Origin of the sequence: Cetobacterium somerae (assembly GCF_022430525.1) — a bacterium.
Taxonomy (GTDB): domain Bacteria; phylum Fusobacteriota; class Fusobacteriia; order Fusobacteriales; family Fusobacteriaceae; genus Cetobacterium_A.
On sequence record NZ_CP092520.1, the window covers coordinates 447,824 to 470,714 of the forward strand.

General features: G+C 27.2%; 18 protein-coding genes and 1 tRNA gene. 7 read left to right on the forward strand and 12 right to left on the reverse strand.

The window, feature by feature from the left end; genetic code table 11:
• The first annotated feature begins 30 nt into the window (after positions 1 to 30).
• Positions 31 to 107: transfer RNA gene (locus tag MKD34_RS11060), tRNA-Arg, on the forward strand.
• Positions 108 to 110: 3 nt separating this feature from the next.
• Here MKD34_RS11060 and MKD34_RS11065 read toward each other — a convergent pair.
• Positions 111 to 884 (reverse strand): homocysteine S-methyltransferase family protein, encoded by a 774-nt coding sequence (locus tag MKD34_RS11065; protein ID WP_240220367.1) that lies wholly within the window; start codon positions 882 to 884, stop codon positions 111 to 113.
• A gap of 40 nt (positions 885 to 924) precedes the next feature.
• Positions 925 to 1,908, reverse strand: a complete 984-nt coding sequence (locus MKD34_RS11070) for a DNA-processing protein DprA (RefSeq protein WP_240220369.1) — start codon at positions 1,906 to 1,908, stop codon at positions 925 to 927.
• 320 nt (positions 1,909 to 2,228) lie between these two features.
• Between MKD34_RS11070 and MKD34_RS11075 the strand changes: the two genes are divergently transcribed.
• Positions 2,229 to 3,551 (forward strand): YjiH family protein, encoded by a 1,323-nt coding sequence (locus MKD34_RS11075; RefSeq protein ID WP_240220371.1) that lies wholly within the window; start codon positions 2,229 to 2,231, stop codon positions 3,549 to 3,551.
• A gap of 42 nt (positions 3,552 to 3,593) precedes the next feature.
• Here the strand turns inward: MKD34_RS11075 and MKD34_RS11080 are convergent, their stop codons facing one another.
• Positions 3,594 to 4,919, reverse strand: a complete 1,326-nt coding sequence (locus tag MKD34_RS11080) for an MATE family efflux transporter (protein ID WP_240220373.1) — start codon at positions 4,917 to 4,919, stop codon at positions 3,594 to 3,596.
• Between the two features lie 149 nt (positions 4,920 to 5,068).
• Between MKD34_RS11080 and MKD34_RS11085 the strand changes: the two genes are divergently transcribed.
• A complete protein-coding gene (locus tag MKD34_RS11085; RefSeq protein ID WP_240220375.1) occupies positions 5,069 to 5,818 on the forward strand; it encodes a glucosaminidase domain-containing protein in 750 nt (249 codons plus the stop codon).
• Positions 5,819 to 5,844: 26 nt separating this feature from the next.
• Here MKD34_RS11085 and MKD34_RS11090 read toward each other — a convergent pair whose 3' ends face one another.
• The gene (locus tag MKD34_RS11090; protein ID WP_240220383.1) at positions 5,845 to 7,074 is read right to left on the reverse strand and encodes a GNAT family N-acetyltransferase; all 1,230 of its coding nucleotides are present in this window, start codon (positions 7,072 to 7,074) and stop codon (positions 5,845 to 5,847) included.
• Between the two features lie 79 nt (positions 7,075 to 7,153).
• Positions 7,154 to 8,329: a dicarboxylate/amino acid:cation symporter gene (locus MKD34_RS11095; protein ID WP_240220385.1), complete on the reverse strand. Its 1,176-nt coding sequence runs from the start codon at positions 8,327 to 8,329 to the stop codon at positions 7,154 to 7,156.
• 164 nt (positions 8,330 to 8,493) lie between these two features.
• On the opposite strand from MKD34_RS11095, the gene MKD34_RS11100 reads away from it, so the two are divergent.
• Positions 8,494 to 9,441 carry a potassium channel family protein gene (locus MKD34_RS11100; protein ID WP_240220387.1) on the forward strand — a complete coding sequence of 316 codons (948 nt, stop codon included), beginning with the start codon at positions 8,494 to 8,496 and terminating at the stop codon, positions 9,439 to 9,441.
• A gap of 48 nt (positions 9,442 to 9,489) precedes the next feature.
• On the opposite strand, the gene MKD34_RS11105 is transcribed toward MKD34_RS11100, so the two are convergent.
• Positions 9,490 to 10,731, reverse strand: coding sequence for a coproporphyrinogen-III oxidase family protein (locus MKD34_RS11105; RefSeq protein WP_240220389.1), 1,242 nt, complete (start codon positions 10,729 to 10,731; stop codon positions 9,490 to 9,492).
• A 138-nt stretch (positions 10,732 to 10,869) separates the two neighbouring features.
• Positions 10,870 to 11,580: a MurR/RpiR family transcriptional regulator gene (locus tag MKD34_RS11110; RefSeq protein ID WP_240220391.1), complete on the reverse strand. Its 711-nt coding sequence runs from the start codon at positions 11,578 to 11,580 to the stop codon at positions 10,870 to 10,872.
• Positions 11,581 to 11,700: 120 nt separating this feature from the next.
• Between MKD34_RS11110 and MKD34_RS11115 the strand changes: the two genes are divergently transcribed.
• Together MKD34_RS11115 and mobB are read left to right on the forward strand one after the other, a co-directional pair.
• On the forward strand, positions 11,701 to 12,915 hold the full coding sequence (locus MKD34_RS11115; RefSeq protein WP_240220393.1) for a molybdopterin molybdotransferase MoeA: 1,215 nt from the start codon (positions 11,701 to 11,703) through the stop codon (positions 12,913 to 12,915).
• A complete protein-coding gene (gene mobB / locus MKD34_RS11120) occupies positions 12,908 to 14,002 on the forward strand; it encodes a molybdopterin-guanine dinucleotide biosynthesis protein B (protein WP_240220395.1) in 1,095 nt (364 codons plus the stop codon). The genes MKD34_RS11115 and mobB overlap by 8 nt, the downstream gene beginning before the upstream one ends.
• Positions 14,003 to 14,018: 16 nt before the next feature.
• Here mobB and MKD34_RS11125 read toward each other — a convergent pair whose 3' ends face one another.
• Positions 14,019 to 14,942 (reverse strand): SLAC1 family transporter, encoded by a 924-nt coding sequence (locus MKD34_RS11125; protein WP_240220397.1) that lies wholly within the window; start codon positions 14,940 to 14,942, stop codon positions 14,019 to 14,021.
• Positions 14,943 to 14,955: 13 nt separating this feature from the next.
• Positions 14,956 to 17,031: a molybdopterin oxidoreductase family protein gene (locus MKD34_RS11130; protein WP_240220399.1), complete on the reverse strand. Its 2,076-nt coding sequence runs from the start codon at positions 17,029 to 17,031 to the stop codon at positions 14,956 to 14,958.
• 137 nt (positions 17,032 to 17,168) lie between these two features.
• Between MKD34_RS11130 and MKD34_RS11135 the strand changes: the two genes are divergently transcribed.
• A complete protein-coding gene (locus MKD34_RS11135; RefSeq protein ID WP_240220401.1) occupies positions 17,169 to 18,101 on the forward strand; it encodes a L,D-transpeptidase in 933 nt (310 codons plus the stop codon).
• A 35-nt stretch (positions 18,102 to 18,136) separates the two neighbouring features.
• Here the strand turns inward: MKD34_RS11135 and MKD34_RS11140 are convergent, their stop codons facing one another.
• The 3 genes from MKD34_RS11140 to MKD34_RS11150 all read right to left on the reverse strand — a co-directional run bounded on the left by MKD34_RS11140 (position 18,137) and on the right by MKD34_RS11150 (position 22,875).
• Entirely contained in the window at positions 18,137 to 19,825 is a 1,689-nt protein-coding gene (locus MKD34_RS11140) for a hypothetical protein (protein WP_240220403.1), read from the reverse strand.
• 8 nt (positions 19,826 to 19,833) lie between these two features.
• Positions 19,834 to 20,430: a metallophosphoesterase family protein gene (locus tag MKD34_RS11145; protein ID WP_240220404.1), complete on the reverse strand. Its 597-nt coding sequence runs from the start codon at positions 20,428 to 20,430 to the stop codon at positions 19,834 to 19,836.
• A 63-nt stretch (positions 20,431 to 20,493) separates the two neighbouring features.
• On the reverse strand, positions 20,494 to 22,875 hold the full coding sequence (locus tag MKD34_RS11150; RefSeq protein ID WP_240220406.1) for a glycogen/starch/alpha-glucan phosphorylase: 2,382 nt from the start codon (positions 22,873 to 22,875) through the stop codon (positions 20,494 to 20,496).
• Positions 22,876 to 22,891 lie beyond the last annotated feature (16 nt).

Genomic DNA, 22,891 nt, shown 5'->3' on the forward strand with positions numbered 1-22,891 from the left:
TTTTTATATGTTACATTCAAAATATAAAGTGTATCTGTAGCTCAGTTGGATAGAGCAACTCCCTCCTAAGGAGTAGGTCATGAGTTCAACTCTCGTCAGGTACACCACTTTTATAATTTCTCTTCAAAACTCATTTTCAACATTTTTATATGATCAAAATCTGTACCACAACATCCACCAACTATATCAACTACTTTTATTTTTAATAATCTATTTATATCTTTTACAAATTTTTTTATATTTCCATCAGAATTTGGATGAAATGACACTTTCAAATTTGTTTCTTTTTTTATTTTTTTTAATGCTTCAATAACCCCTTCTGTTAATTCACTACAATTAATTCCTATTGAAACAATATAATCATCTATAAAATTTTCATATATATCCACAAGCTTTTCCCCAGAATAAAGTTTTCCGTCTTTATTAACTGCAAATGAAATCATTAAAGGTTTTTTTAGTTTTTTCTTTTTCATTCTTTCTTTTACTAAATTTAGACTCTGTAGACCTTTGTTTAAATTATAAATGGTTTCAATCATAATTATGTCCACATTACCATCCAAAATTCCATCTATTTGATCTTTATCTGGCAAACAGAAAGTACCAATACTTTTTTTATTATATTTTTTAGCAACTTTTCTACAAATTTCTGCTCCTAAAAATGCATATTCATAAGCTTTTTCTTCGTTTTCACCATAATTTCTCAAGGCTTCTTTAGAACAATTAAAAGTGTTTGCTTTTAAACAATCTACTCCTGACGCTATATATTTTTCATGTATTTCATTTATCAATTCAGGTTTTGTATAATTTAATTTTTCCCTACACTTGTCCTCTATTTTATATATATTTGAAATTGTTGTTCCCATAGCTCCATCTAATAAAATCATATCTAAAATACCTCCTTCTAAATTTCTCTTCTATTATATCTCAAGAAAATTCAAAAGTAAAAAGAGTATTTGGTTTAGAAGTTAAAATTTTAATTAAATTTATATCAGAATAGGAACTTATAAATGTAACTTTAGATATATTTTTCATATTAAATATAGTTTGATTTATTTTTATATTTCTAATATAAACTCTCTTTTTTTCAGAAAAAGCTACTTTCAAAGTCGTCACAGTTCCACCTTTTTTTCCTGTTTCTAAGATTAATAATTCTTCTGTTAAATAAGCTTGGATTCTATTTCTTTGAAGAAGATATATCCCTTTTACTTTTAAACTTGGAGGTATTTCAGAGATAATCGTTCCACCTTTATTTAATATTTCATTTGCTAAATTTAAATGTTCTTTTGGATAAATTTCACTCCCTAATCCTTGACCTAATATAGCTATATTTTTTATATTATATTTTAAACTAACTTTATGTCCAATACAATCACACCCAACAGCTAATCCACTTATGTTGTATTTCAAATCTCCCTTCATATTTTTTATAATTTCTTCTGTAAACTCCTCTATATTTTTTCCTTCTGGTTTTCTTGTTCCTACTATACAAATAGAATTATCTAGATTTTTTTCATCTATTTCTTCTCCTTTATAATACAACACAAATGGAGGTATTTTGGATGCTCTTAATTTTTGGGGATAATTATAACAAAAGTATGTAATAAACTTTATATCATTTTTAGCCATTATTTTCTTCTCTTCATCTATTTGCTTTCTTAAATTTTTTAACATCTTAAAATCACTAAAAAAAATTTTAATTTTTTCTTTTTCAGTCCCATCTTTTAATATATTTATAACTTCTAATACTTCTTTATAATTACCCTTTAATATATTTATACCTAATTCACTAGATTTTTTAAAAATTCGAAATAAGTATTCAGGTGAAAAAGCCAAAATTTCTATTTTGCCAATATTTACAACCATAGAACTTATCATCGACCATAAAATCATATCATCTTTTGAATACATAACCTCTTCGCCTCCACATTTTATATTTATAAAGATAACTACTTAAAATTCTATTTTAACCTTTTTATTTATTTTATTTTTTTCTTTACATTCTCTTTTATTTCATGTATACTTAACTGACAATTTAAACAGAGGTTAGTTCACTTATATGTTTTGAGCCTAAGGCCGATGGCGATGACGACATGTTCCTGTGAATTAAGTATTACGAAGCTGCCATAGTAATACGCTTAATAACATAAGTTCTCAATTCAGGCATACTTTTATTTAAAGTATGTTTTTTTATTTGGCAGAAATTTTATAATTTCTGGAGGTTTTTTATAATGGCAATACTAAAATTTGGTATTTATTCTTTCATAGGGCTTTTAGCATTCTTAGCTCCTATTACAATTGGTGGTGAATCATCTATTATTATGGGTCACCTTAAAAACTTTGTTCTAAATAATTTTTCAAGTTGGGTTAATTTCTTAATAATGTTTTGTTCTGTTATTACTATTACTGGAACAACTCTTGGATTTATCAAAAAGAATTTTAAAGAACAATACTTAAATGATTTATTCGTTACAGATAAATTAAGTGGAATTTTAAGAATTGGTGGTTCTTTTATGTTCATTTTAATCTCACTTGGACTTGCCCCTGAATTTTTAAGTAATGAGAACACTGGTGGATTAATGGCTGGAGATATGATTCCTCCTCTTATGGTTACTTTTTTCATAGGAGTTATGCTTATGCCACTTCTTACATCTTTTGGATTAGTTGAATTTATTGGAACTTTAATCGCTCCAATTATGAGAAAAATATTTAAAGTTCCAGGATATGCCGCTATCGATGCTCTTGCGTCATTTCTTGGAGATGGAACTATTGGAATTGTAGTTACTGATCAACAATATCAAAAAGGATATTATACTCAAAGAGAAGCTGCAATTATTGCTACATCATTCTCAATAGTAGGAATATCTTTTGCTGCTGTTGTTGCTGATTTATTAAAATTTTCTAAAATATTTTGGATATTTTATGGAACTATTGCTTTTTCAACTATAATTGCTGGTTTTATAATTGCTAGATTACCTTTAAAAAAATTTAAAAACGAGTATTACGAAGGTAATAAAGTTGATGATAGTGGAGCTAGAAGTTTTGCTGAAGCTCTTCACTTAGCAACTACTACAGCTGGTAAAGCATCTGAAAAAGAGATTGTTGTGGATTCTCTTTTTAAAGTTTTAGTTATCTATGTAACTTTTATTCCTGTTATTATGTGTGTTGGATCTATTGGTTTAGTTATTGCAGAAAATACTAGCTTCTTCAATATTCTATCTATGCCTTTAATGCCTATTTTAAGAGGATTAGGCTTTACTCATGAAGTAGCATCACAAATGGCTCCTGCTATGATTGTTGGTTTTTCTGATATGTATCTACCTGCTTTATTTATTGAAAATACAACAAGTGAAGTAGCTAGATTTATAGTTGGAACGCTTTCTTTCGCACAATTGATATTCTTAAGTGAAACTGGTATGATTCTTGTTAATTCAAAAATGGGATTCTCTATATTAGATGTAGCTAAATTCTTTATTTTAAGAACTGCTATTACATTTCCTGTTATTTATTCTATCGCTATGATACTTGTTAAATTTGGAATTTTAAGTTATTAATTTAAATAAAAAAAACGGATTTAAAAATCCGTTTTTTTATTTCTATACAAATCCTTTAGCCATCCATTTTTTTGTTTTCCAACGCCATAACATTGCAAAACCTCTTATCCACTCATCTGTTCCGTTAGCTATCCATACTCCAACTAATGCCCATTCCATTCTTATTCCCAATAACCACGATAACGGTGCCGCTACTCCTAGCATAACAATGCATCCCATTATCATTGGGAACTTTATATCTCCTGCTGCATGAAGTGCATTTATAACTACAATATTAAACGTTCTTCCAGTTTCTATAAAAATCAACCATGGAAAAACTTTTGCCGTTGCTTTCACAACTTCCATATCTTTAGTAAATAACTCCATTATTTGGAATCTTAAAAAATAAACTATAACTGAAACTAACGCTGCTGCTATAAAAGATAAAGTTAAACTTTTCATACATTGATTATATGCTCTATCTTTATCTCCGGCTCCCACAAGTTGTCCTACTTGTATTGCTGTTCCATGTCCTAAAGCAATTGAAAAAATCATAATAAATGAAGATATAAGTGCTAAATACGTTCTTGCTGTTATCTCAATTGTTCCCATCGTATTTACCATAGCTAAAATTATAACTTGTGTCAAACTCCATGTTAAATGTTCTCCTGCTGTAGGAATTCCAATCGATAAAATTTGCTTAACTTTTTCACGAGTAAATCTCTTCAAATCTTCTACAATTTTAAATTTACAATAATTTGTCATTACAAGTAATGAAATTATCGCACCTATAAATCTTGAAAAAACTGTAGATAGTCCAACACCTGTTACTCCTAAAATTGGTGCTCCTAACCATCCAAAAATAAACATTCCATTCCCTAAGATATTTAATAAATTAACTCCAACATTTATAAATAGCATAGGCTTTGTATTTCCATAGCTTTTTAATATTGCTCCATTTGTAAGAGATATTGCTTGAAATATACAAAGTCCACCTACTAATTTAAAGTAGTTCATACCAATCTCTCTAAGACTCAATGGTAATTTTATCTTTATCAAAATCCATTCCCATGCAACTAAATATATTAATCCTAAAACTGCACCAATAACCACATTCATTACTAAGGATGCCGCTATAACTTCTTTTGTAGATTTATGATTTTTTGCACCAACATACTGAGACATAAGAATTGTTGTCCCCAAACAAATAAAACTTAGAATTGTGTTTTGGATTAATAAAACTTGGCTCATTCCCCCTACTGCTCCTACAGCTTTATCACTAAATCTACCTAACATTATAGTATCAATATTTCCAACTACAGTTACTAATAATAGCTCTAAAAATATTGGAATCGTTATTGAAAATAATGATTTTTTTTGCTCTAACATTTATTGCCCTCTCCTACCATAATTTAATATTTTATATCGTTTCATTATACTATACCTTTAGCTCCGTGTAAATTTTTTATTGATTTTTAATATATCATAATGTATAATTTAACGTATATTAAAAATATTATATTGATAAAGGAGAAGCTATGTTAAAAAAATTAATTATTAGTATGCTCATTTTCTTCCTTTATTCATCTTTTTCATTCTCTATTGATGGGGATTTCCATATCCCACACGAAATTAACTATAAAACTATCGAAGTAAAAACATTAAAAGATTTAGAGAATAAACCTACTGGAAATCATGTTTACTCTTTAGATGGATTGGATTTGAAAAAATTAAGCATACGTAATAGAAAAGAAGTTTTTATTTCAATGCTCCTGCCTAGTATTGAAATCGTAAACAAAGAAATTGATAGAGATATTTCTATAATAGAAATATTATCTAAAAAAAATTCTCATACTCCTGAGGAAAAAAAAGAATTAGATAGAATTTTTAAATCTTATAAGGTCTCAGCATATAATTGGTCTGAACTAAAAAAAAGAATGATTAAATATCCCACGTCACTTATTCTTTCGCAAGCTGCTATTGAAAGTGGTTGGGGAACATCAAAAGTTTTTAAAGAAAAAAATAATCTTTTTGGTATGAATGCTTTCAAGCATACAAATCGTACTTATAAAGAGTATGATTCTATTAAAGACTCTGTTAAAGATTTTGTTCTAACTCTTTCTAGAGTTAATGCTTACAAATCTCTTAGAACTAAAGTTCATGCAGGTGAACCACCTGAAAAAATTGCACATGGTTTAACTAATTACTCTGAATTGAAGGATGCTTACATAAAAAAGGTGCAAACAATGTTAAAACATAATGATTTTGAAAAGTATGATGATGTATAAAAAGTCTGCAATTAAGCAGACTTTTTTTAATTCAATAAACAATCTAAATGAATAATAACATTCTTTACCAATGGAAAATCCTCTTTGATAGAATTTTCTAAGTCATCTGATATTTTATGTGCATTATAAACACTCATGTCTTTTGGCACTCTTATGTGTAATTCTAAAAATATCTTATCACCTGATTTTCTCATCATAATATCATGAACATTTTTTATATCTGTATTTTCATATATATATTTTTTTATTTCTTCAATGAATTCCATATCTTGTTTATCTAAGATAGTATCTGTTGTTTCTAGTATTACACTAACTCCTTCTTTAAATATCAATACAGCAACTAATATACTTATTATTAAATCGAATATTGGATTTACATAAATAGACAATAAAATTCCTAATACCACACCAAGAGATGCAAATATATCATTTCTACTATCTTTAGCATCTGCTATCAGAGCACTATTTTCTGTTTCTAATCCTACTCTTATTTTCTGTTTATACATAAAATATTTTACAACTGATGAAAATAGGGCAAAATAAACTGTTAGCATTTCAGGAACTTCTCTTTTTTCTCCTGAAAAAAGAATTTCTACTCCTCCCTTTCCTAACTCAAAAGCTGTAAGTATCATAAAAATTCCCATTATTACTCCAATTACACTTTCTATCTTTTCATGCCCAAAAGGGTGCGATTCATCCTCTGGTATATTACTAAAATGAATTCCTAATAAAATCCCACTAGAAGTTACAACATCTGAAAGCGAATTAAATCCATCTGCTAATAATGCTCTTGATTTACCTATATATCCAAATCCTATTTTTGTAGCAGCCAAAATTATATTCCAAAATATTGATGCTATTACTGTTTTTTGTCCCTCCTTTTTTCTAAAATCTTTATTTTCTACATCTTCTATTATAAACTCTCCATCTTCTTTCTTTTTAAAACCTATCTTTATTAAAAAATCTGAAATTGAATTATCTTTACCTACAATTAAATTTCCTTTTTTTATTTTTTTATTAATAATAAAAAGTAAAAGTTTTGTTCCGTAAGATTTAAATCTTTCATCCTTTCTTACAAAAATTCTTTTTAACTCATAATCATTTTCATTTTTTTCTAATAAAATATATGCTATAATTTCATTTTTATTTTCTATAGTATAATACATACCCTCTTTATCTAAAAAAAAGTTCTTATCTAATTCTTGAAACTCTTCAAGTTTATTTTCTATATCCTCATATATATAACTTTTATACATCTCTCCTCCGCAAAACAATGATTAGAATATTATATAAAAAAAACTCTCCTTTTACAAGTCTGGAGAGTTTTTTATTTTTTTAATTTTGCAGACTTTTATCTTTTTTAAAAATCCCATTTAATATAAGTGCCAAAGCTCCATCTCCAACAACATTACAAGCCGTTCCAAAGCTATCTTGTAAAGCAAATATTGTCAACATAAGAGCTATTCCAGTATCATCAAAACCTAATACTGATGATATTATTCCAAGTGATGCCATTACTGTTCCTCCAGGAACACCTGGAGCACCTATTGCAAATATACCTAATAAAACTACAAATAATACCATTGTCCCTACTGAAGGAAGTGTTCCATAAAGCACTTGAGAAACTGTCATCACAAAGAAAACTTCTGTTAAAACTGATCCACATAGATGAACTGTAGCTCCTAGAGGAATTGCAAAATTTGCTATATCATCATCTAAACTTTTTGATTTTTTAGCACAAGCTAAAGCTACTGGCAAAGTTGCTGCTGAAGACATTGTTCCTACAGCAGTCAAATATGCAGGTCCATAAGATTTTAATAAATTTAATGGATTTTGCTTTGATACCGCTCCACCTATTGTATATAAAATAGATAACCATATAAAATGTCCTACTAAAACAATTACAACGACTTTTAAAAATATTGGTAATTGTTTTGTTATACTACCTTCATATGCAAGTGTTGCAAAAGTTGTTGTTATAAAAAGTGGTAGTATTGGAATTATTATCTTGTAAACTATCGATAAAATAACATTGTTAAACTCATCTAAAGCTGCTTCTAACTTTTTAGAATCTGTCCATACTATTGCTAACCCTAAAAATAAAGCTAAAACTAAAGCTGACATAACAGAAAGCACCGGTGGTATATTTAACTTAAATATCATTGGTGGTAGTGTTTTTAAGCCATCAACCACTGTCAATATATTTAACATCGGAATAATCATATACCCTGAAAGCATTGAAAATATAGCTGCTCCTAGTGATGATAGATAGGCTAATATTAACATAGCAACCAACATTTTGCTCGCATTAGCTTTCATTTTTGTTATAGCAGGTGCTATAAATCCTAAAATAATCAATGGAACTGTAAATGAAATAATTTGACCTAATATAAATTTAATAGTTTGAATTACTCCAATTACTGATTCATTAGAAAACAATCCAATAATTAATCCTGCGATAACTCCAATAACTAACTTCAGTATCAGATTATCTTTTTTTTCTTTTGACATTTGTTCTCCCCCTTTAAATTAATTTATTAATATCTTTCTACTTTTCAAGTTTATTACTCTTTGTTCTAATTGTCAAATATTTCTTCTATAATTTTTAAAGGAAATTGAAAATCTTTCAGTAAATTTTGTTATAGAAAATATTTTTTTGGAGGATACTTAAAATTATGATAAATTATAAAGATTTTTTCTTAAGACTATTAAATAATATCAAAAGTATTAAGAATATCAAAAGTATAAATGATTTAAAAAAGGAACAAATACGAACTTTTTCTTTAATAATTTCGATTTTATTTACAGCTTGGGAACTTTATACTTCAAACACAATAAATTCCTCCCGAGAATTTATTACTAGTAGCTTTATAATGATAATATCTATGTTTTTTATTATATATCCATTTGTTTATTTTTTCAGACCAAAACTAAAAAGATTTTTAAGAAATCATGTGATTTTTTCTATTTTTCTAATTTTATATTTTATTTTATTAATTCCAATTTTAGGTGGAGTTGATTATATATTTTTAAATATATTCTTAGATAGTTTTATTATTAAATTTCTACATATTATCTCCATCTTGGTTTCAATGTCTTTAATAATTATTATTGTATCTAAACAATTTATTATGCTTATAAATAAAAAAAGACAAATTAAAGGATTAGATATTCTTACTACCTTTTTAACATACATTACTTTAGGATTGGCTTTTGGTTCTTTCTATTATATTTTAAATCTAATGGCACAAGACAATCTTTTTATAGGTGTTGATAAACCCTCTACATTTAATTTGGAAAATTTCCTTAATCATCTTTATATTAGTTTAGGAAGTCTTACCACTGTAGGTTCTGGAAGTATTTCTCCTTTAAATGCATATATACGATTACTTTGCGTTCTAGAAACTATCTCAGGAATATTTTTAACAAGTTTTTCTCTTGGATTTATTTTTTCAGCTCTTGGCGCTACACTGCCTCCTCCTTCTCAAGAAGATAATGCAACAGATGTCCAAGTAGCTACTGATATTCCTACAAAAAAATTTCCTCTATTTTGGGGAACAGTAGATTTCTTAAAAAAAATAAAATCAGATTTAGATGATGTTGAAAATACTTCAACAAACTAAATAAAATATTATAGGCATAAGAATTCTTACATTCTTATGCCTATTTTTTTATAATTTATTTTCAAGATATTTTTCAACTAAGAGTGCAGATATATTATTTCCCCAAAATATTCCTTTCTTTGTATATCTATAAAAATTTTTTTCTCTATCTATAGATATATACCCAGTTTTTTCTAACTCTTTTAAAACCTCATATATTTCATTATATTTTTCCTTCACTATATTACTTAGCTTTTCTAGTTGAACATCTTCATATTGAGTGATACCTGAGATTTTCTTTAATTTCATTATTTCTTCCGTATCTAAGGAATAAAAAGAAACTAATCTATTTAAATGATACAACTCTATATTTTGAACTCTTCCTCCTGCTCCTATTCCAATTGGAATTAAATCTTTTAATTTATGGACATTTCTGATGTACTTATATGAATCTGTTCCTTTTGTTAATTTGGTATGCTCTAAAACTTTGTACCCACTCTCCAATAAAAAGTCTAAAAATGCATCATGTAATTCTTTATCTCGTTCAGTTTTATAATCAAAGTTTTTCTCTCCAGAATTTAAATCTTTTGATATTTCAGATCCATCATGAATCATTAAAGAATAATAACTTACACTATCAGGAGATATTTCTGATACGATTCTAGCATCCTCTTTAACTTCTTCGATACTTTGGTCTAAATAATTATATATAATATCTAGACAAACTAATCCTCGAAACTTTACTTGAATTTCTTTTAATCTTTTTTTTACGAAATCTTGATCATAGGTTCTATTCAGCAATTTTCTACCTCTATTTGAAAAAGTCTGTATACCTATACTCAATCTATTAACTCCATACTTTTTCATAACTTCCAACTTTTCCCAAGTCAAATTATGAAGTGTCGTTTCAAATGTAAATTCATAATCTTCTCTCAAAGGAAATACCTCTCTTAAAGTTGATAAAACTACTTCAAGCTGATGAGGCTTCAATATCGTAGGTGTTCCTCCTCCAAAAAATATTACTGAAAATTTCTTTTTCTGTATATAAATTTTATTTCTATACTTATTTATTTCTTTCACTAAAAATTTTGTATAATCCTCTAAATCATTATCTAACTGCTTCCTATTCATATTGCAAAATGAACAAATTTTATCACAAAAAGGCACATGTACATATATTCCACCATCTAAATCTTCTGGTTCTTTTTCCATCAATCTCCAATATGACTGCGGTAACTTTAATTTTCTTCTATTTTTAGATAAAATTATATCCTTAACATCATGATGTGATTTATATCTTATTTTAAACACTCTCATCTCCCTCCAATTATTATATATTTTTAAAATATTTGATTATCAAATTAAAAGATGATTTAATTATAATGTTTTATTCTAATTTTGTCAATTTAATTAATCCAAATAAAAAATGGAGGAACAAATCCTCCATCATTATTTTAAATATTCTTCTACTAATTCTTCAAAAAACAATATAGCATTTCCAAAAAAATCATTTTTTTCTAAATTTCTATCATCTAGTAAATTACTGTTTTTTATTACAAAACTTAGTTCAGCGAGCTCTTCCATACTACTATTTTTAATCCCAGTCAAAACTATTATAGGTACTTCTTTTGCTTTAGCTTTTTGACATAAATTTAAAATTGCTGCTGTTTCTCCTGATTTTGAAACTACTATTAATACAGGTCTTTCTTCATAATCTCTTTCTACATTCTCCATATATTCTGACATCATAGAAAAATAACCAATTACCATTAGTTTATCCGAGATATATTTTGCAATGGGATTTGAAAAACCTACTCCATGAACAAAAATTGGCTTATTTTTTTTTCGCTTCAAAAGATTCTTAAACTTCATTCCTTTTTGTAAAGAAAAATCTAAACAATAATTTTCTGTAACACTCTTTTTTTCTACATTTGATTTTAAAGTCAATTCTAATCTATAAACCATATCTATAAATCCTTTATACCCCAATTTTTTAGATAAATTCATAACTACTGAAGTTGATGCAAAGCATTCTTTCGCTACTCCCCTAACACCAATTTCCAAAGCCTTATCTATATTATTTACTATATAACTTAATGCTAACTCTTCTGATTCTGTTAAATTATATCTTTCCCCTAATTTATATATATCTATCTCCATATTTTACTCCCCTAGTTTTTATTATATTATATCATAATTTTTAAATACTTTTTTTCCATATTTTATGTTATATTATTAAAAAGAAATTATTTAATTAAATTTATGCGAGGTGTTATTGATATGGAGCAAATTAGCTTAGAGTGCGCCCTTGAAACTCTATTAAAACAAATACAACCCTTAAACACTGTTGAAGAAAAATATATTTTAGATAGTTTAGGCTTTGTCTTAGCCGAAGATATTTTATCTCCTTTGAACAATCCTCCATTTAATCGTTCTCCTTTAGATGGTTTTACTTTTAATAGTAACGATAGTAACGGTGCTAGTGTCGAAAATCCTATAGCATTTAATGTTATTTCTGAAATTTTTGCAGGAGATTTTTCTAATAAAAAGATTTCTTCTAAAGAAGCTTTTAGAATAATGACTGGGGCACCGATTCCTGAAGGATGTAATTGTGTTATTAAACAAGAAGATGTAGTTTTTAACGAAGAAACTAAAGTTTTATATATAACTAAAGAACTTAAACCCTTTGAAAATTTTTGTTTCTTAGGTGAAGATTTAAAAGTTAATGATCTTGTGGTAAAAAAAGGTGAAATCATTACATATAATCATATTGGAGTATTTGCTTCTTTAGGAATTAATACTATTAAAGTTTTAAAAAAACCTAAAGTTGGTATTTTAAGTTTAGGAAGCGAATTAACTATGCCAGGAGAAACTCTAGAAAAAGGTAAAATTTATAACAGTAATCTTTTCACTCTTATCAGTAAATTAAAACATTTAGGAATTGAAGGCGTTATGTATCCTCCAATGAGCGATGACTCAATATTGGTTTCAAACTTTATATCCAAAGAACTTAAAAATATAGATTTATTAATAACTACAGGTGGGGTATCTGTTGGAAAAAAAGATATTATGCACGATGTAATAAAAGAACTTAATGCCAACAGACTTTTTTGGAAAATTAATATCCAACCTGGAACTCCTGTTTTAGCATCTGAAAAGGATGGAAAATTAATACTTTCTCTTTCAGGAAATCCTTTTGCATCTTTAGTTAATTTTGAACTTTTAGGGAGACCAATTTTATCTAAACTTAGTTCTAACAGTATAAAAAATACAGCAATTGTCGAAGGAATAGTTAAAGGTAGTTTCAATAAAAAATCTTCTAAAAGACGTTTTATTAGAGGATACTTTAAAAACGGTTATATTTGTTTAAACGATCAAAAACATTCTTCAGGAACTATATCATCTCTTATTGGAAAAAATGCTATTGTTGAAATTTCACCAGGAACACCATGTTTAAACGAAGGAGATAAGGTTACGGTGATTTTAATTGATTAAAATTAAAGATATTAATGTTTTAATTTTAGCAGGTGGAAAAGGCAGTCGAATGAATTACTGTAATAAGGCTTTATTGGAATATAACAACGAAACTTTTTTAAATCGACTAAACCATCTTTTTTGCGATTTTAGTAAAATTTATCTATCCTTAAATAGTGAACAGGATATTTCTACAGATAATTTTATTAGAATTGATGATGATTATAAAGAAATTGGTCCTATATCTGGTTTATATAAAGGTATTTTAGAAAGTGACTTAGATTATATTTTTACTGTTCCATGTGATGTTCCTAACTTAACTAAAGATTTTATTGAATATATAGCTAGTTTCGTTTCACCTTATCATGACGCTTTTATAGTTAGAGATAAAGATGGATTTATTCATCCTTTACTTGGGATTTATACTAAAAAATCGCTTTCTATAATTAAAGATGCTATTGATAATGACGATTTTAAAGTTTTAAACCTAATGAACAAACTTGATATTAAATTTATTGATTTAAAATATACTATTTTTGATGATAAAAACATCTTAAAAAATATTAATACTCTAGAAGATTATAATTCCTTAACTAAAAGTAAAAAAACTAATTTTTTTGCAATTTCTGGAGTTAAAAATTCCGGAAAAACAACTTTGATTACAAAACTTATAAAAAAATTTGTAGAAAATGGTTTTAAAGTTGGAACTATAAAACATGATGGTCATGATTTTCAAATGGATAATCTTGATTCAGATACTGATAAACATATAAAATCAGGTGCATTAGGAACACTTATTTTTTCAAAAAGTAAATATATGTTCTTAGAAAATTCTATTGAAAAAGATTTGAATTTCTACTTAGACTTCTTCAAAAATTATGATTTCATAATTCTAGAAGGTTTTAAAAATAGTTCTTATCCTAAAATAGAAGTTATTCGAAAAGAAGTATCTAATATTAGCCAATCTAATAAAAATAATTTAAAATTTTTAGTAAGTGATTTAGATTTTATTGAGAATGGAGAAAGTTTAGATATTATCGATATTAATGACATTGATAATATTTTTGAAAAGTTGATCAATATGATGAGAGAGGATGACCTAATATAATTTAGGTCATCCTCTCTTAATCTTTCTTAAAAAAATAAAATTCTGAAAATCTATAAATTGTATATAAAACAGAGATTGTTGTTATAACAATTTCAATCCAAGCTATAAAAGAAAAACTAGGGTATAATTTTCCAAATCTAGTTGCTGCAGTAACGCTTATTGTTAAAGGGAATGTAAAAGCCGCAAATGTTGGTGCAAAAGGTAATACTTTAGCTCGAAGAACACCTACCCATGCTGTAAAAGTTCCTGTAAAAGCTGCTATTGCCAACAAACAAGCAACTGTTTGATTAACTTCAAATATTCCACTTAAATATCCTGCTAATAAAAGATTTACTGGAGCAGCCACTACAGGAATAGTAATTTTATATTTATTTTCAAACCCTAATCTTATTCCTCGTATTATTATAATTGGTAACAATACTATCACTGAAATGAGTCCTATCCACCAAAATGATTTAGCCCAAGGATCAAATCCCATATTTTTTGCGGTTACAGCTACTGTTATTATTCCTCCGTAAGTTACAAACCATCCAAAATGAAACTCTAGAAGTTTTCCTAATTTAATTCTATAATATGTAAATGTAAACCAAAGAGTAAGGTGAACTAAAGAAGCTATAAACCAAATCAATCTTCCTATTTCTGGATTATATCGATATATATATGTTGATATTATTAAAATTGCCATATCCAATGACGTAATGACAGCACCTCTCATTGTGTCCTGTATGTCATCTAGAAATGAACTATAACAAAATATAATTTTTGAAATATAAGTAATAACTAAAACTAAAGAGATTAAAATTGTACCTAAAAATATAACTTCTCCATACTTATAACCTATCCCTTCCCATGCTGAACCTAATCCAACTATACCCAGTCCTAAAGCCGAGGCTCCCGAAGGATATTTTTTTAATTTTTCTATTAAACTACTTTCTGCCATAAAGCCTCCTAATTTAAATTTTCTTTATAGATACTGTTGCATACTTATAAGATGGCTCTTTTGAATATGGATCATATAGAGAATCTGTTAGTCTATTTGCCACATTATAATGCATAGATATGAAAACTTGTCCTACTACTACTTCGTCGCTTATTTTAACTTTTATATTACAATTTCCATTTTTAGATGATACCAAAACTAGATCCTCATCCTTTATTTTTAAAGCATCCGCATCTTGCTGATTTATTAGTAAATAGTCTTCCTTTGGATATGTATGTTGTACTATTGGCATATTCCTTGTTCTTGTTAACGTATGCCAAAGACCTACTCCTCCTCTTCCTGTAATTAAATAAAACGGATACTGCTCATTTGGAATTTCTGGATATTCTTGTGGAGCTTCAAATATAAATTTTCCTTTTTTATTTTCTGTATAAAAATTATAATCTTCAAACAATATTCTATAATCATTCTCTAAATTTTCTTTATATCTTAAAGGCCATTGAACTCCATTACTATTTTTTAAATTGTCATATTCAACTCCTGTTATATCACAAGGCATCCCTTCAGATATAGCTTTCATCAAATTAAAAGCATCTTTAGGAGTCTTCCATTTATCTAATTTTAATTTATCATTTAACCCTAAAGCTTTTCCAATTTCTAGTATTATTTCATAATCACTTTTTATTCCTTCTGGAGGTTCAACTACTTTTTGAACTGCCCCAAGTCTTCTCTCAGTATTTATAAAAGTTCCTTCTTTTTCTAGAGATGTCGCTGTCGGTAAAAATAAATCTGCCTCTTTTGCTGTTTCTGTATCATAATATATGTCTTGTACTACTAGAAAATCAATTTTTGAATTAAAATTTTCCATAAGTGTATTGTGTGGATAAGATACCATTGGATTAGTTGCTATTATCCAAAGTCCTTTAATATCTTTTGTTTCTACCTTTTCAATAATTTCATTAAATGCCAATGTTGCTCTTGTTGGAATTATCTCATCTTGTATTTCTAAAATATCTCTTATTATTTTTCTATCATTTTCTGAATTAAATTTCCTTCCAGCAAAAAGACAAGTTTCTGCACTATAAAGTCTAGAACCCATAGCATTACATTGCCCGGTTAAGGAGTTGGGCCCACACCCTTCTTTTCCAATAGCTTTTATTAAAAAACAAATATTTATTATTGCTTCTGCTGTTCTTGTGGCTTCATAACTTTGATTTACACCCATAGTCCACCAAAACGACACCTTTTTTTTATTATGTATTTTTTCTGCTAATTCTATTAATACATTATCTTTTATTCCACAACTATCTTCTAATTTATCTAAAGTGTATTCCGATACAAATTTTTTAAATTCATCAAAATTCTCTATTTTGTTTCTAGCAAACTCTTCATCTATGTAATTTTTTTCAATTAAATGATTAGCTAAAGTATAAAGTAAAGATAAATCTCCTTTTAATTTTATAGGTATCCACATGTTAGCCATTTTTGCTGTTTCTGTTTTTCTAGGATCAATCACTACTATCTCTGCATCCTTATTCTCTTTTCTTAATCTCCACCATGGAACTGGATGACTAATAGCTGGATTTGATCCTATAAAAATAGCTAACTCTGTTGTCATTAAATCATTCCAAGAGTATGGAGGTGCATCAAATCCAAAAGATTGATTATAAGAAACTGCTGCTGTTGCCATACATAGCCTTGTATTTCCATCACCTTCCATTCCTAATCCAAATCTTCCTACATAACCTAAAATCGCCATTTCTTCTAAAGGTATCTGACCTGTACTTAAAAAAGCTAAAGATCCTCTTCCATATTTATTATTTATATCAATAAATTTTTCTGCAATAATTTCATATGCTTTTTCCCAAGAAATTGGATTCATTTTTCCTGTTTCATCTCTCAATAATGGTGTAGTAACTCTATGCTCCATTGAATTTTGATAAGCTATGTTTCTTCCTTTTATACAAGCTAAACCTTTATTAACTGGATGTGTTATTGCTGGTTTACAAGACAATATATTATTATTTTCCACTTCAAACTCTAAATTACATCCAGTAGCACAAAAACTACATGTTGTTTGTATCCTCATTCCTTTACCTCCGCTTTTTATTTATATTTTTTTATTCTTTTTTTTATTTTTTTTCCTTTAATTTAAATTTATAAAAGGAGAGTAGAGTATTATCTTGTAGAATACTTTTAAATATATAAGGAGAGTGAAGAAATATTATGATAAAAATTTTTAATCTTAAATTATCCATAGCTTTTTTTCTACTTACATTATTTTCATTTTCTAAATCAGCTATCATTGAAAAAGAACTTTTATACGATAAGTATACTTTACCTGATGCCTACATAATAAAAATAGGAGACAACTATACTCAACATAGAGGTTACGACTGGACAAAAATATCTAATATATTAGATGATGTTGATAACTTTACTCACGATCAATATAATTTAGGATCTTTAAAAAATTATAAAAATGTAAATGGAAAACCTGGACCAGCTATAAAAATGAAATCTCCTCCAGAATCTGATATATATGGCGTTCGAAGAAATCAAGGAATACCTTTATATTCTGAAAATAATTTAAATCAACCTGAAAGATATGCTTGGGACGGTAGTTTAGTAAAAATTTTATCACGAAATGGAAATTTTTCTAAGGTTCAAGCTAAGGATATTGATGGTATTTGGTATATCCCAAATAGGTATATAGAAACTCTTCCAACTAAAAGATTTAATAAAATAATTGTTATAAATAGAAGTTTTCAAAACGTTGTTACTCTTGAAAGAGTGGGAGGTATTTGGAAAATAAGAAGTAAAAATCCTATTACTACTGGAAAAGATAAGTTACCCTATAGTTATGCTACTCCGTTAGGAGTTTTTGTAACTCAAAACAAATTGAAAAGAATGGATTATATGAAATTTGGAAATGAATCTGAACCTGGTGGTTATTCTCCTTATGCTACAAGATTCTCTGGTGGTGGTTATTTCCATGGATTTCCTGTAGACCTTCCAAGAACAAGCATCATCGAATATAGCAATTCTTTAGGATCTCTTCCTATTTCACATATGTGTGTTAGATCTTCTGCTTCTCATGCTCAATTTGTATATAATTGGGCTGAAGTTGATAAGTCTTTATTTATAGTTATTGATTAATGTATATAAAAAGGGAACTTAAAAAAGTTCCCTTTTTATACTAATGTTCCATAGTAATCTATAAATGTATACTGTTCCCATTTTCCTTTTACAACATTTAAGACTCTACTATTATTGTACTGAATTAAAATCTCTCTATTTTTTATTAATTTCTCTATATCTTCTTTAAATTTTTTATTAATTTCTTCTAAAGTTTTTATATTTAAAAACTTTATATATTCTTTAAGCCGATAGATAGTTTCATAATTTTGTGTTCCTCCATAATCTTTTAAAGACCAATAGTTTTCTAACTCCTTGTCTAAATTATAATTTAACTTTATATTTTTACTTAGAGTAAAATCTCCTATTTTATATTCCTCTTTATTCACTATATTTTTTTCTATAAACTCTCTTAAATTATCTAATCCTCCATATCTCGTATAATAAAGATAACTTTGACTTATTTTTAAATATTGCTTATTTCTATTTTTTTCAAGTTCATTCTCTTGAAACATAATAAAAATAGGTAAATATATATCTAAAATATAGCTATAAATAAGTTCTTTTTTCGTTAATAATTTACCTTCTTTTTTTCTATAATATCTAGAATATCTTATACAATCTTCAACTATCTCTTCTAAATTTAAGCCATCTAAAGTTAAATTTAATTGTTTAGATTTTAATATAATTTCTTCTTTATAGAAATTATATACTTGCTCAAACCATCTTTGCATTCCAACAATAAATCCTGGAATATCATTAACTAGATTAAATAGAGCAATTTCTCCTATTATTAATGTTTCTCTTCTAAACTGCTTTTTAGAATATTCTCTAATAGCTTTTATTTTTCCTTTTGTATCATCAGTATAAAATATAATTTTATCAATATAATAGAGTTTTCTAAAATCATCTATTAAAAAACTATCTAAATTAATATCTGTTTTTAAATCTTTTACTAATAAAATTTTATTTCTATTTAAATAATCAATTAATGTATTTGTATAGCCTCTTTGATATTTATTTCCTAGCCTATACGTATTTTTATATTTTAAATACTCTACAAAAATATCTCCATTATTTTCATTTTCTAAATTTTTAAAATTAGAAATTAATATATTTACAATGGGAGTAAAAACTCTTTGATACCACACAATTGCTTTCTCTAAATTTTCTTCTCCTAAAAAGTAAAGATTTAAAAACTTTCTAACCTCTTCTCTTAATTCCTTGTAATTCTCTACTCTTGAACATTCTATATTACTTAAGCCACTTTCCTTTTCAAAACTAAATCTTTCTCTTGAGAGTTTATCAATCTCTTCATTATTTTGAGAAAAAAACTCATAGACTTCTGCTTCTATTGAATGAAAATTTAAATTTTTAGCTACTGAAATTCTATGATTTCCATCGTATACATAATATTCCTCTCTAAATTTATATAAAATAACTGGTGGCAAACTTCCACTTTCTAAATATTTTATATATACTGAACTCCATCTTCCTTTGGACTCTTCTCTTAATGGATTAAAATCTTTATCAAAATCCTGAGCTTTTTCAACAGTTCCAATAATTTTTCCAATGGGGACTTCTTTTACACCTAAATAAATTCTATTAGATAGTTGATTCTCTTTTTCTACGACACTAAATTCCTTTATTTTTCTATTTTCTCTATCAAAAAAATTAAATCTAGTTTTTCTCAAAGCCTTTTTAAAGGCTAGTTCAGCTTCTTCTTTATCTATGTCAAATTTCATTTTCCCTCCTAAGAGAAATCCAAATCTAAGACCTTATATCCAAATACATTTATTATTTTTGTATTTTCAAATTGGCCCTCTTGAATCTCATGGTGACTTTTTAAATGGATATGTCCATGTAACCAATATTTTGGTTTTAAAAGATCAATCGCTTTTCTATAACTATTAAAACCTTTATGTATTGGATCATCACCTTCATTTATTCCTCCAATAGGTGAATGACTAATAACTAAATCAACTGTTTTAAACATTGTTTTAACATAACTTTTCATAACCATAAAAAAAACATCTTTTTCGCTGTATTGATGTGCTCCCATTGAGTACCTTTGACTTCCATCAAATCCAACAATTTTTACCCCTTTTACCGTACAATTCTCTCCACCATCTATATTTTTACAAAAACTTATATCATGATCACCTGCATATATATGATTTCCATTAACATAAACTAGCTCTTTATTTAAAACAGTAAAAAGGTAATCTAAATATTTATTACTAACATCTCCACAAGATACTATCAATTCTATATCTTTAAACATCTCTTTTAAAATTTCAGGAGAATATCTCTCCAATGTTGCTTCATCACTAACTGCAAGTATCTTCATTTCTCAACTCCTAATTTTTAATAGACAAAAACTACCATAAATATATGGTAGTTTTTATTTATATTAAATTCTTTGAGGGGCGATTTTCCAAATTTCTTTTGCATATTCATCTATTGTTCTATCTGATGAAAACTTACCACCATTTGAAATATTTATCCAAGCTTTCTTTCCCCAATTCTCTCTATTAGAAAACTCTTTATTTATTCTCCCTTGTGTTTCTCTAAATGCTTCAAAATCTTGTAGCACAAAATATTGATCTGGTTTGTGCCAAGAAGCTCCTTTTAATAATGAATCGTATAACTCTTTATAAAGTCCTGTTCCTTCATCATTTAATGTCCCATCTATTAAAGCATCTACAACTCTTTTTAATCCAATTGTATTTTTATAAGGAATACTTGGATTGTATCCCTCTTTTTTAAACTTTTCTATATCTTCAACTTTCAATCCAAAAATATAGTTGTTCTCTATTCCAGCCTCTTCAACAATTTCAACATTAGCTCCATCTAAAGTTCCAAAAGTTAAAGCTCCATTTATCATAAATTTCATATTCCCAGTTCCTGAAGCTTCTTTTCCAGCTGTTGATATTTGTTCTGATATATCCGCTGCTGGGAATAAAAGTTGTGCAACTGAAACATTATAATTTTCTATAAATATAACTTTTATCATATCTTTAATATCTTTATCATTATTTATAAGATTTGCTACCTCATTGATTAATCTAATTGTCCCTTTAGCTCTCATATATCCTGGAGCAGATTTTGCTCCGAATATATATGTTACAGGATGAATTTCTAAATTTGAATTCTCTTTTAATCTATAATATAAATCTAAAATATGAAGTATATTTAGAAGTTGTCTCTTATATTCATGTAATCTTTTTATCTGAATATCAAAAATTGAATCTGGATTAATTTTTATTCCTTGAGTTTCTTCAATATATTTTGCTAATTGCTTTTTCTTTTCTAATTTTATATTTAAGAAGTTTTCAATAATCGATTTATCTGCTGAATATTTTTCTAAATTTTTCATTTGAGAAAAATCTGTAACCCATCTATCTCCAATTAATTCAGTTATTAAATTAGATAATTCTGGATTACATTGAAGTAGCCACCTTCTTTGAGTTATTCCATTTGTTTTATTTAAAAATCTTTCTGGAAACAGCTCATACCACTCTTTTAACTCTATATGCTTTAAAATATCTGTATGCAGTGCTGCAACTCCATTAGTCGCAAATGATCCATATATAGCAAGCCATGCCATGTGTATTAAATCCCCTTGGATTATTGACATTCTTTCTCTTCTAGCTTTATCATCGGGATATTTTTCTTCTAAAAAATTTAAAAATTGAAAGTGTATTCTTTCTGTTATCTGAAATATTCTAGGAACTACCTCTTCATAAAGGCCAATCCACCATTTTTCCAATGCTTCTGATAATATTGTATGGTTTGTATATGCAAATGTTTTTTCTACAATTTTCCATGCATCTTTCCATAATAGTCCCTCTATATCACATAAAATTCTCATAAGTTCTGGTATTGCAATTACTGGATGAGTATCATTTAGTTGAATTGATACAAATTCTGGTAATTTTCTAAAATCAGTTCCATGTAATCTCTTAAATTTTCTCACTATATCTTGTAATGATGCAGATGTAAAGAAATACTGTTGTTTTAATCTAAGTTTTTTACCCTCATTTGTTGAATCATTAGGGTATAAAATTCTAGATATATCTTCTGCTTCATTAACTTCCTTTAAAGCTTTATCATAATTTTGATCATTAAAAGCCTTTAAATCTAACTCATTTATAGATTTAGCTTCCCATAATCTAAGAGTGTTCACATTCTCAGTTCCATACCCTATTATTGGCATATCATAAGGAACTGCTCTAACTTTACTATCACCAAATTCAACTATAACTTCATCGAATGGTCTACATATTGTCCAAACATCACCATATTTTAACCAAGTTTCTGGAGTTTCAATTTGGAATCCATCAACTATTTTTTGCTTAAAAATTCCATTTTTATATTTAATCCCATATCCCTGTCCTGGTAGATCTAAAGTTACTAAAGAGTCCATAAAACATGCAGCTAGTCTTCCAAGTCCACCATTTCCTAAACCTGCGTCTTCTTCGGCGTCTTCAACTATGTTTATGTCAAATCCAATCTCTTTTAATATCTCTTTTACTTCTTTTTCAATTCCTAAATTTATCAAATTATTTCCTAGAGCTCTTCCCATTAAAAATTCTGCTGAGAAATAAAATGCTTGTTTACCACTTTCATATTTTTTTCTAGTTTCTAACCAATTTTTAGAAATACTTTCGATTAAAGCTTTACTTAATCCTTGGTAAATTTCAAAAGAGTTTGCTTCATTTATACTTTTATTAAATAAAATTTCTACCTGTTTTTCTATTCTACCTTTTAAAAGATTTTTCTCAATTAGCATATTCTATTCTCCTCAC

Coding starts and splice junctions, on each gene's coding strand:
- MKD34_RS11150 (WP_240220406.1), bottom strand. CDS start 22,875: ATGCTAATTGAGAAAAATCTTTTAAAAGGTAGAATAGAAAAACAGGTA.
- MKD34_RS11135 (WP_240220401.1), top strand. CDS start 17,169: ATGATAAAAATTTTTAATCTTAAATTATCCATAGCTTTTTTTCTACTT.
- MKD34_RS11085 (WP_240220375.1), top strand. CDS start 5,069: ATGTTAAAAAAATTAATTATTAGTATGCTCATTTTCTTCCTTTATTCA.
- MKD34_RS11075 (WP_240220371.1), top strand. CDS start 2,229: ATGGCAATACTAAAATTTGGTATTTATTCTTTCATAGGGCTTTTAGCA.
- MKD34_RS11145 (WP_240220404.1), bottom strand. CDS start 20,430: ATGAAGATACTTGCAGTTAGTGATGAAGCAACATTGGAGAGATATTCT.
- MKD34_RS11130 (WP_240220399.1), bottom strand. CDS start 17,031: ATGAGGATACAAACAACATGTAGTTTTTGTGCTACTGGATGTAATTTA.
- MKD34_RS11065 (WP_240220367.1), bottom strand. CDS start 884: ATGATTTTATTAGATGGAGCTATGGGAACAACAATTTCAAATATATAT.
- MKD34_RS11090 (WP_240220383.1), bottom strand. CDS start 7,074: ATGTATAAAAGTTATATATATGAGGATATAGAAAATAAACTTGAAGAG.
- MKD34_RS11140 (WP_240220403.1), bottom strand. CDS start 19,825: ATGAAATTTGACATAGATAAAGAAGAAGCTGAACTAGCCTTTAAAAAG.
- MKD34_RS11125 (WP_240220397.1), bottom strand. CDS start 14,942: ATGGCAGAAAGTAGTTTAATAGAAAAATTAAAAAAATATCCTTCGGGA.
- MKD34_RS11110 (WP_240220391.1), bottom strand. CDS start 11,580: ATGGAGATAGATATATATAAATTAGGGGAAAGATATAATTTAACAGAA.
- MKD34_RS11095 (WP_240220385.1), bottom strand. CDS start 8,329: ATGTCAAAAGAAAAAAAAGATAATCTGATACTGAAGTTAGTTATTGGA.
- MKD34_RS11080 (WP_240220373.1), bottom strand. CDS start 4,919: ATGTTAGAGCAAAAAAAATCATTATTTTCAATAACGATTCCAATATTT.
- MKD34_RS11070 (WP_240220369.1), bottom strand. CDS start 1,908: ATGTATTCAAAAGATGATATGATTTTATGGTCGATGATAAGTTCTATG.
- MKD34_RS11115 (WP_240220393.1), top strand. CDS start 11,701: ATGGAGCAAATTAGCTTAGAGTGCGCCCTTGAAACTCTATTAAAACAA.
- MKD34_RS11100 (WP_240220387.1), top strand. CDS start 8,494: ATGATAAATTATAAAGATTTTTTCTTAAGACTATTAAATAATATCAAA.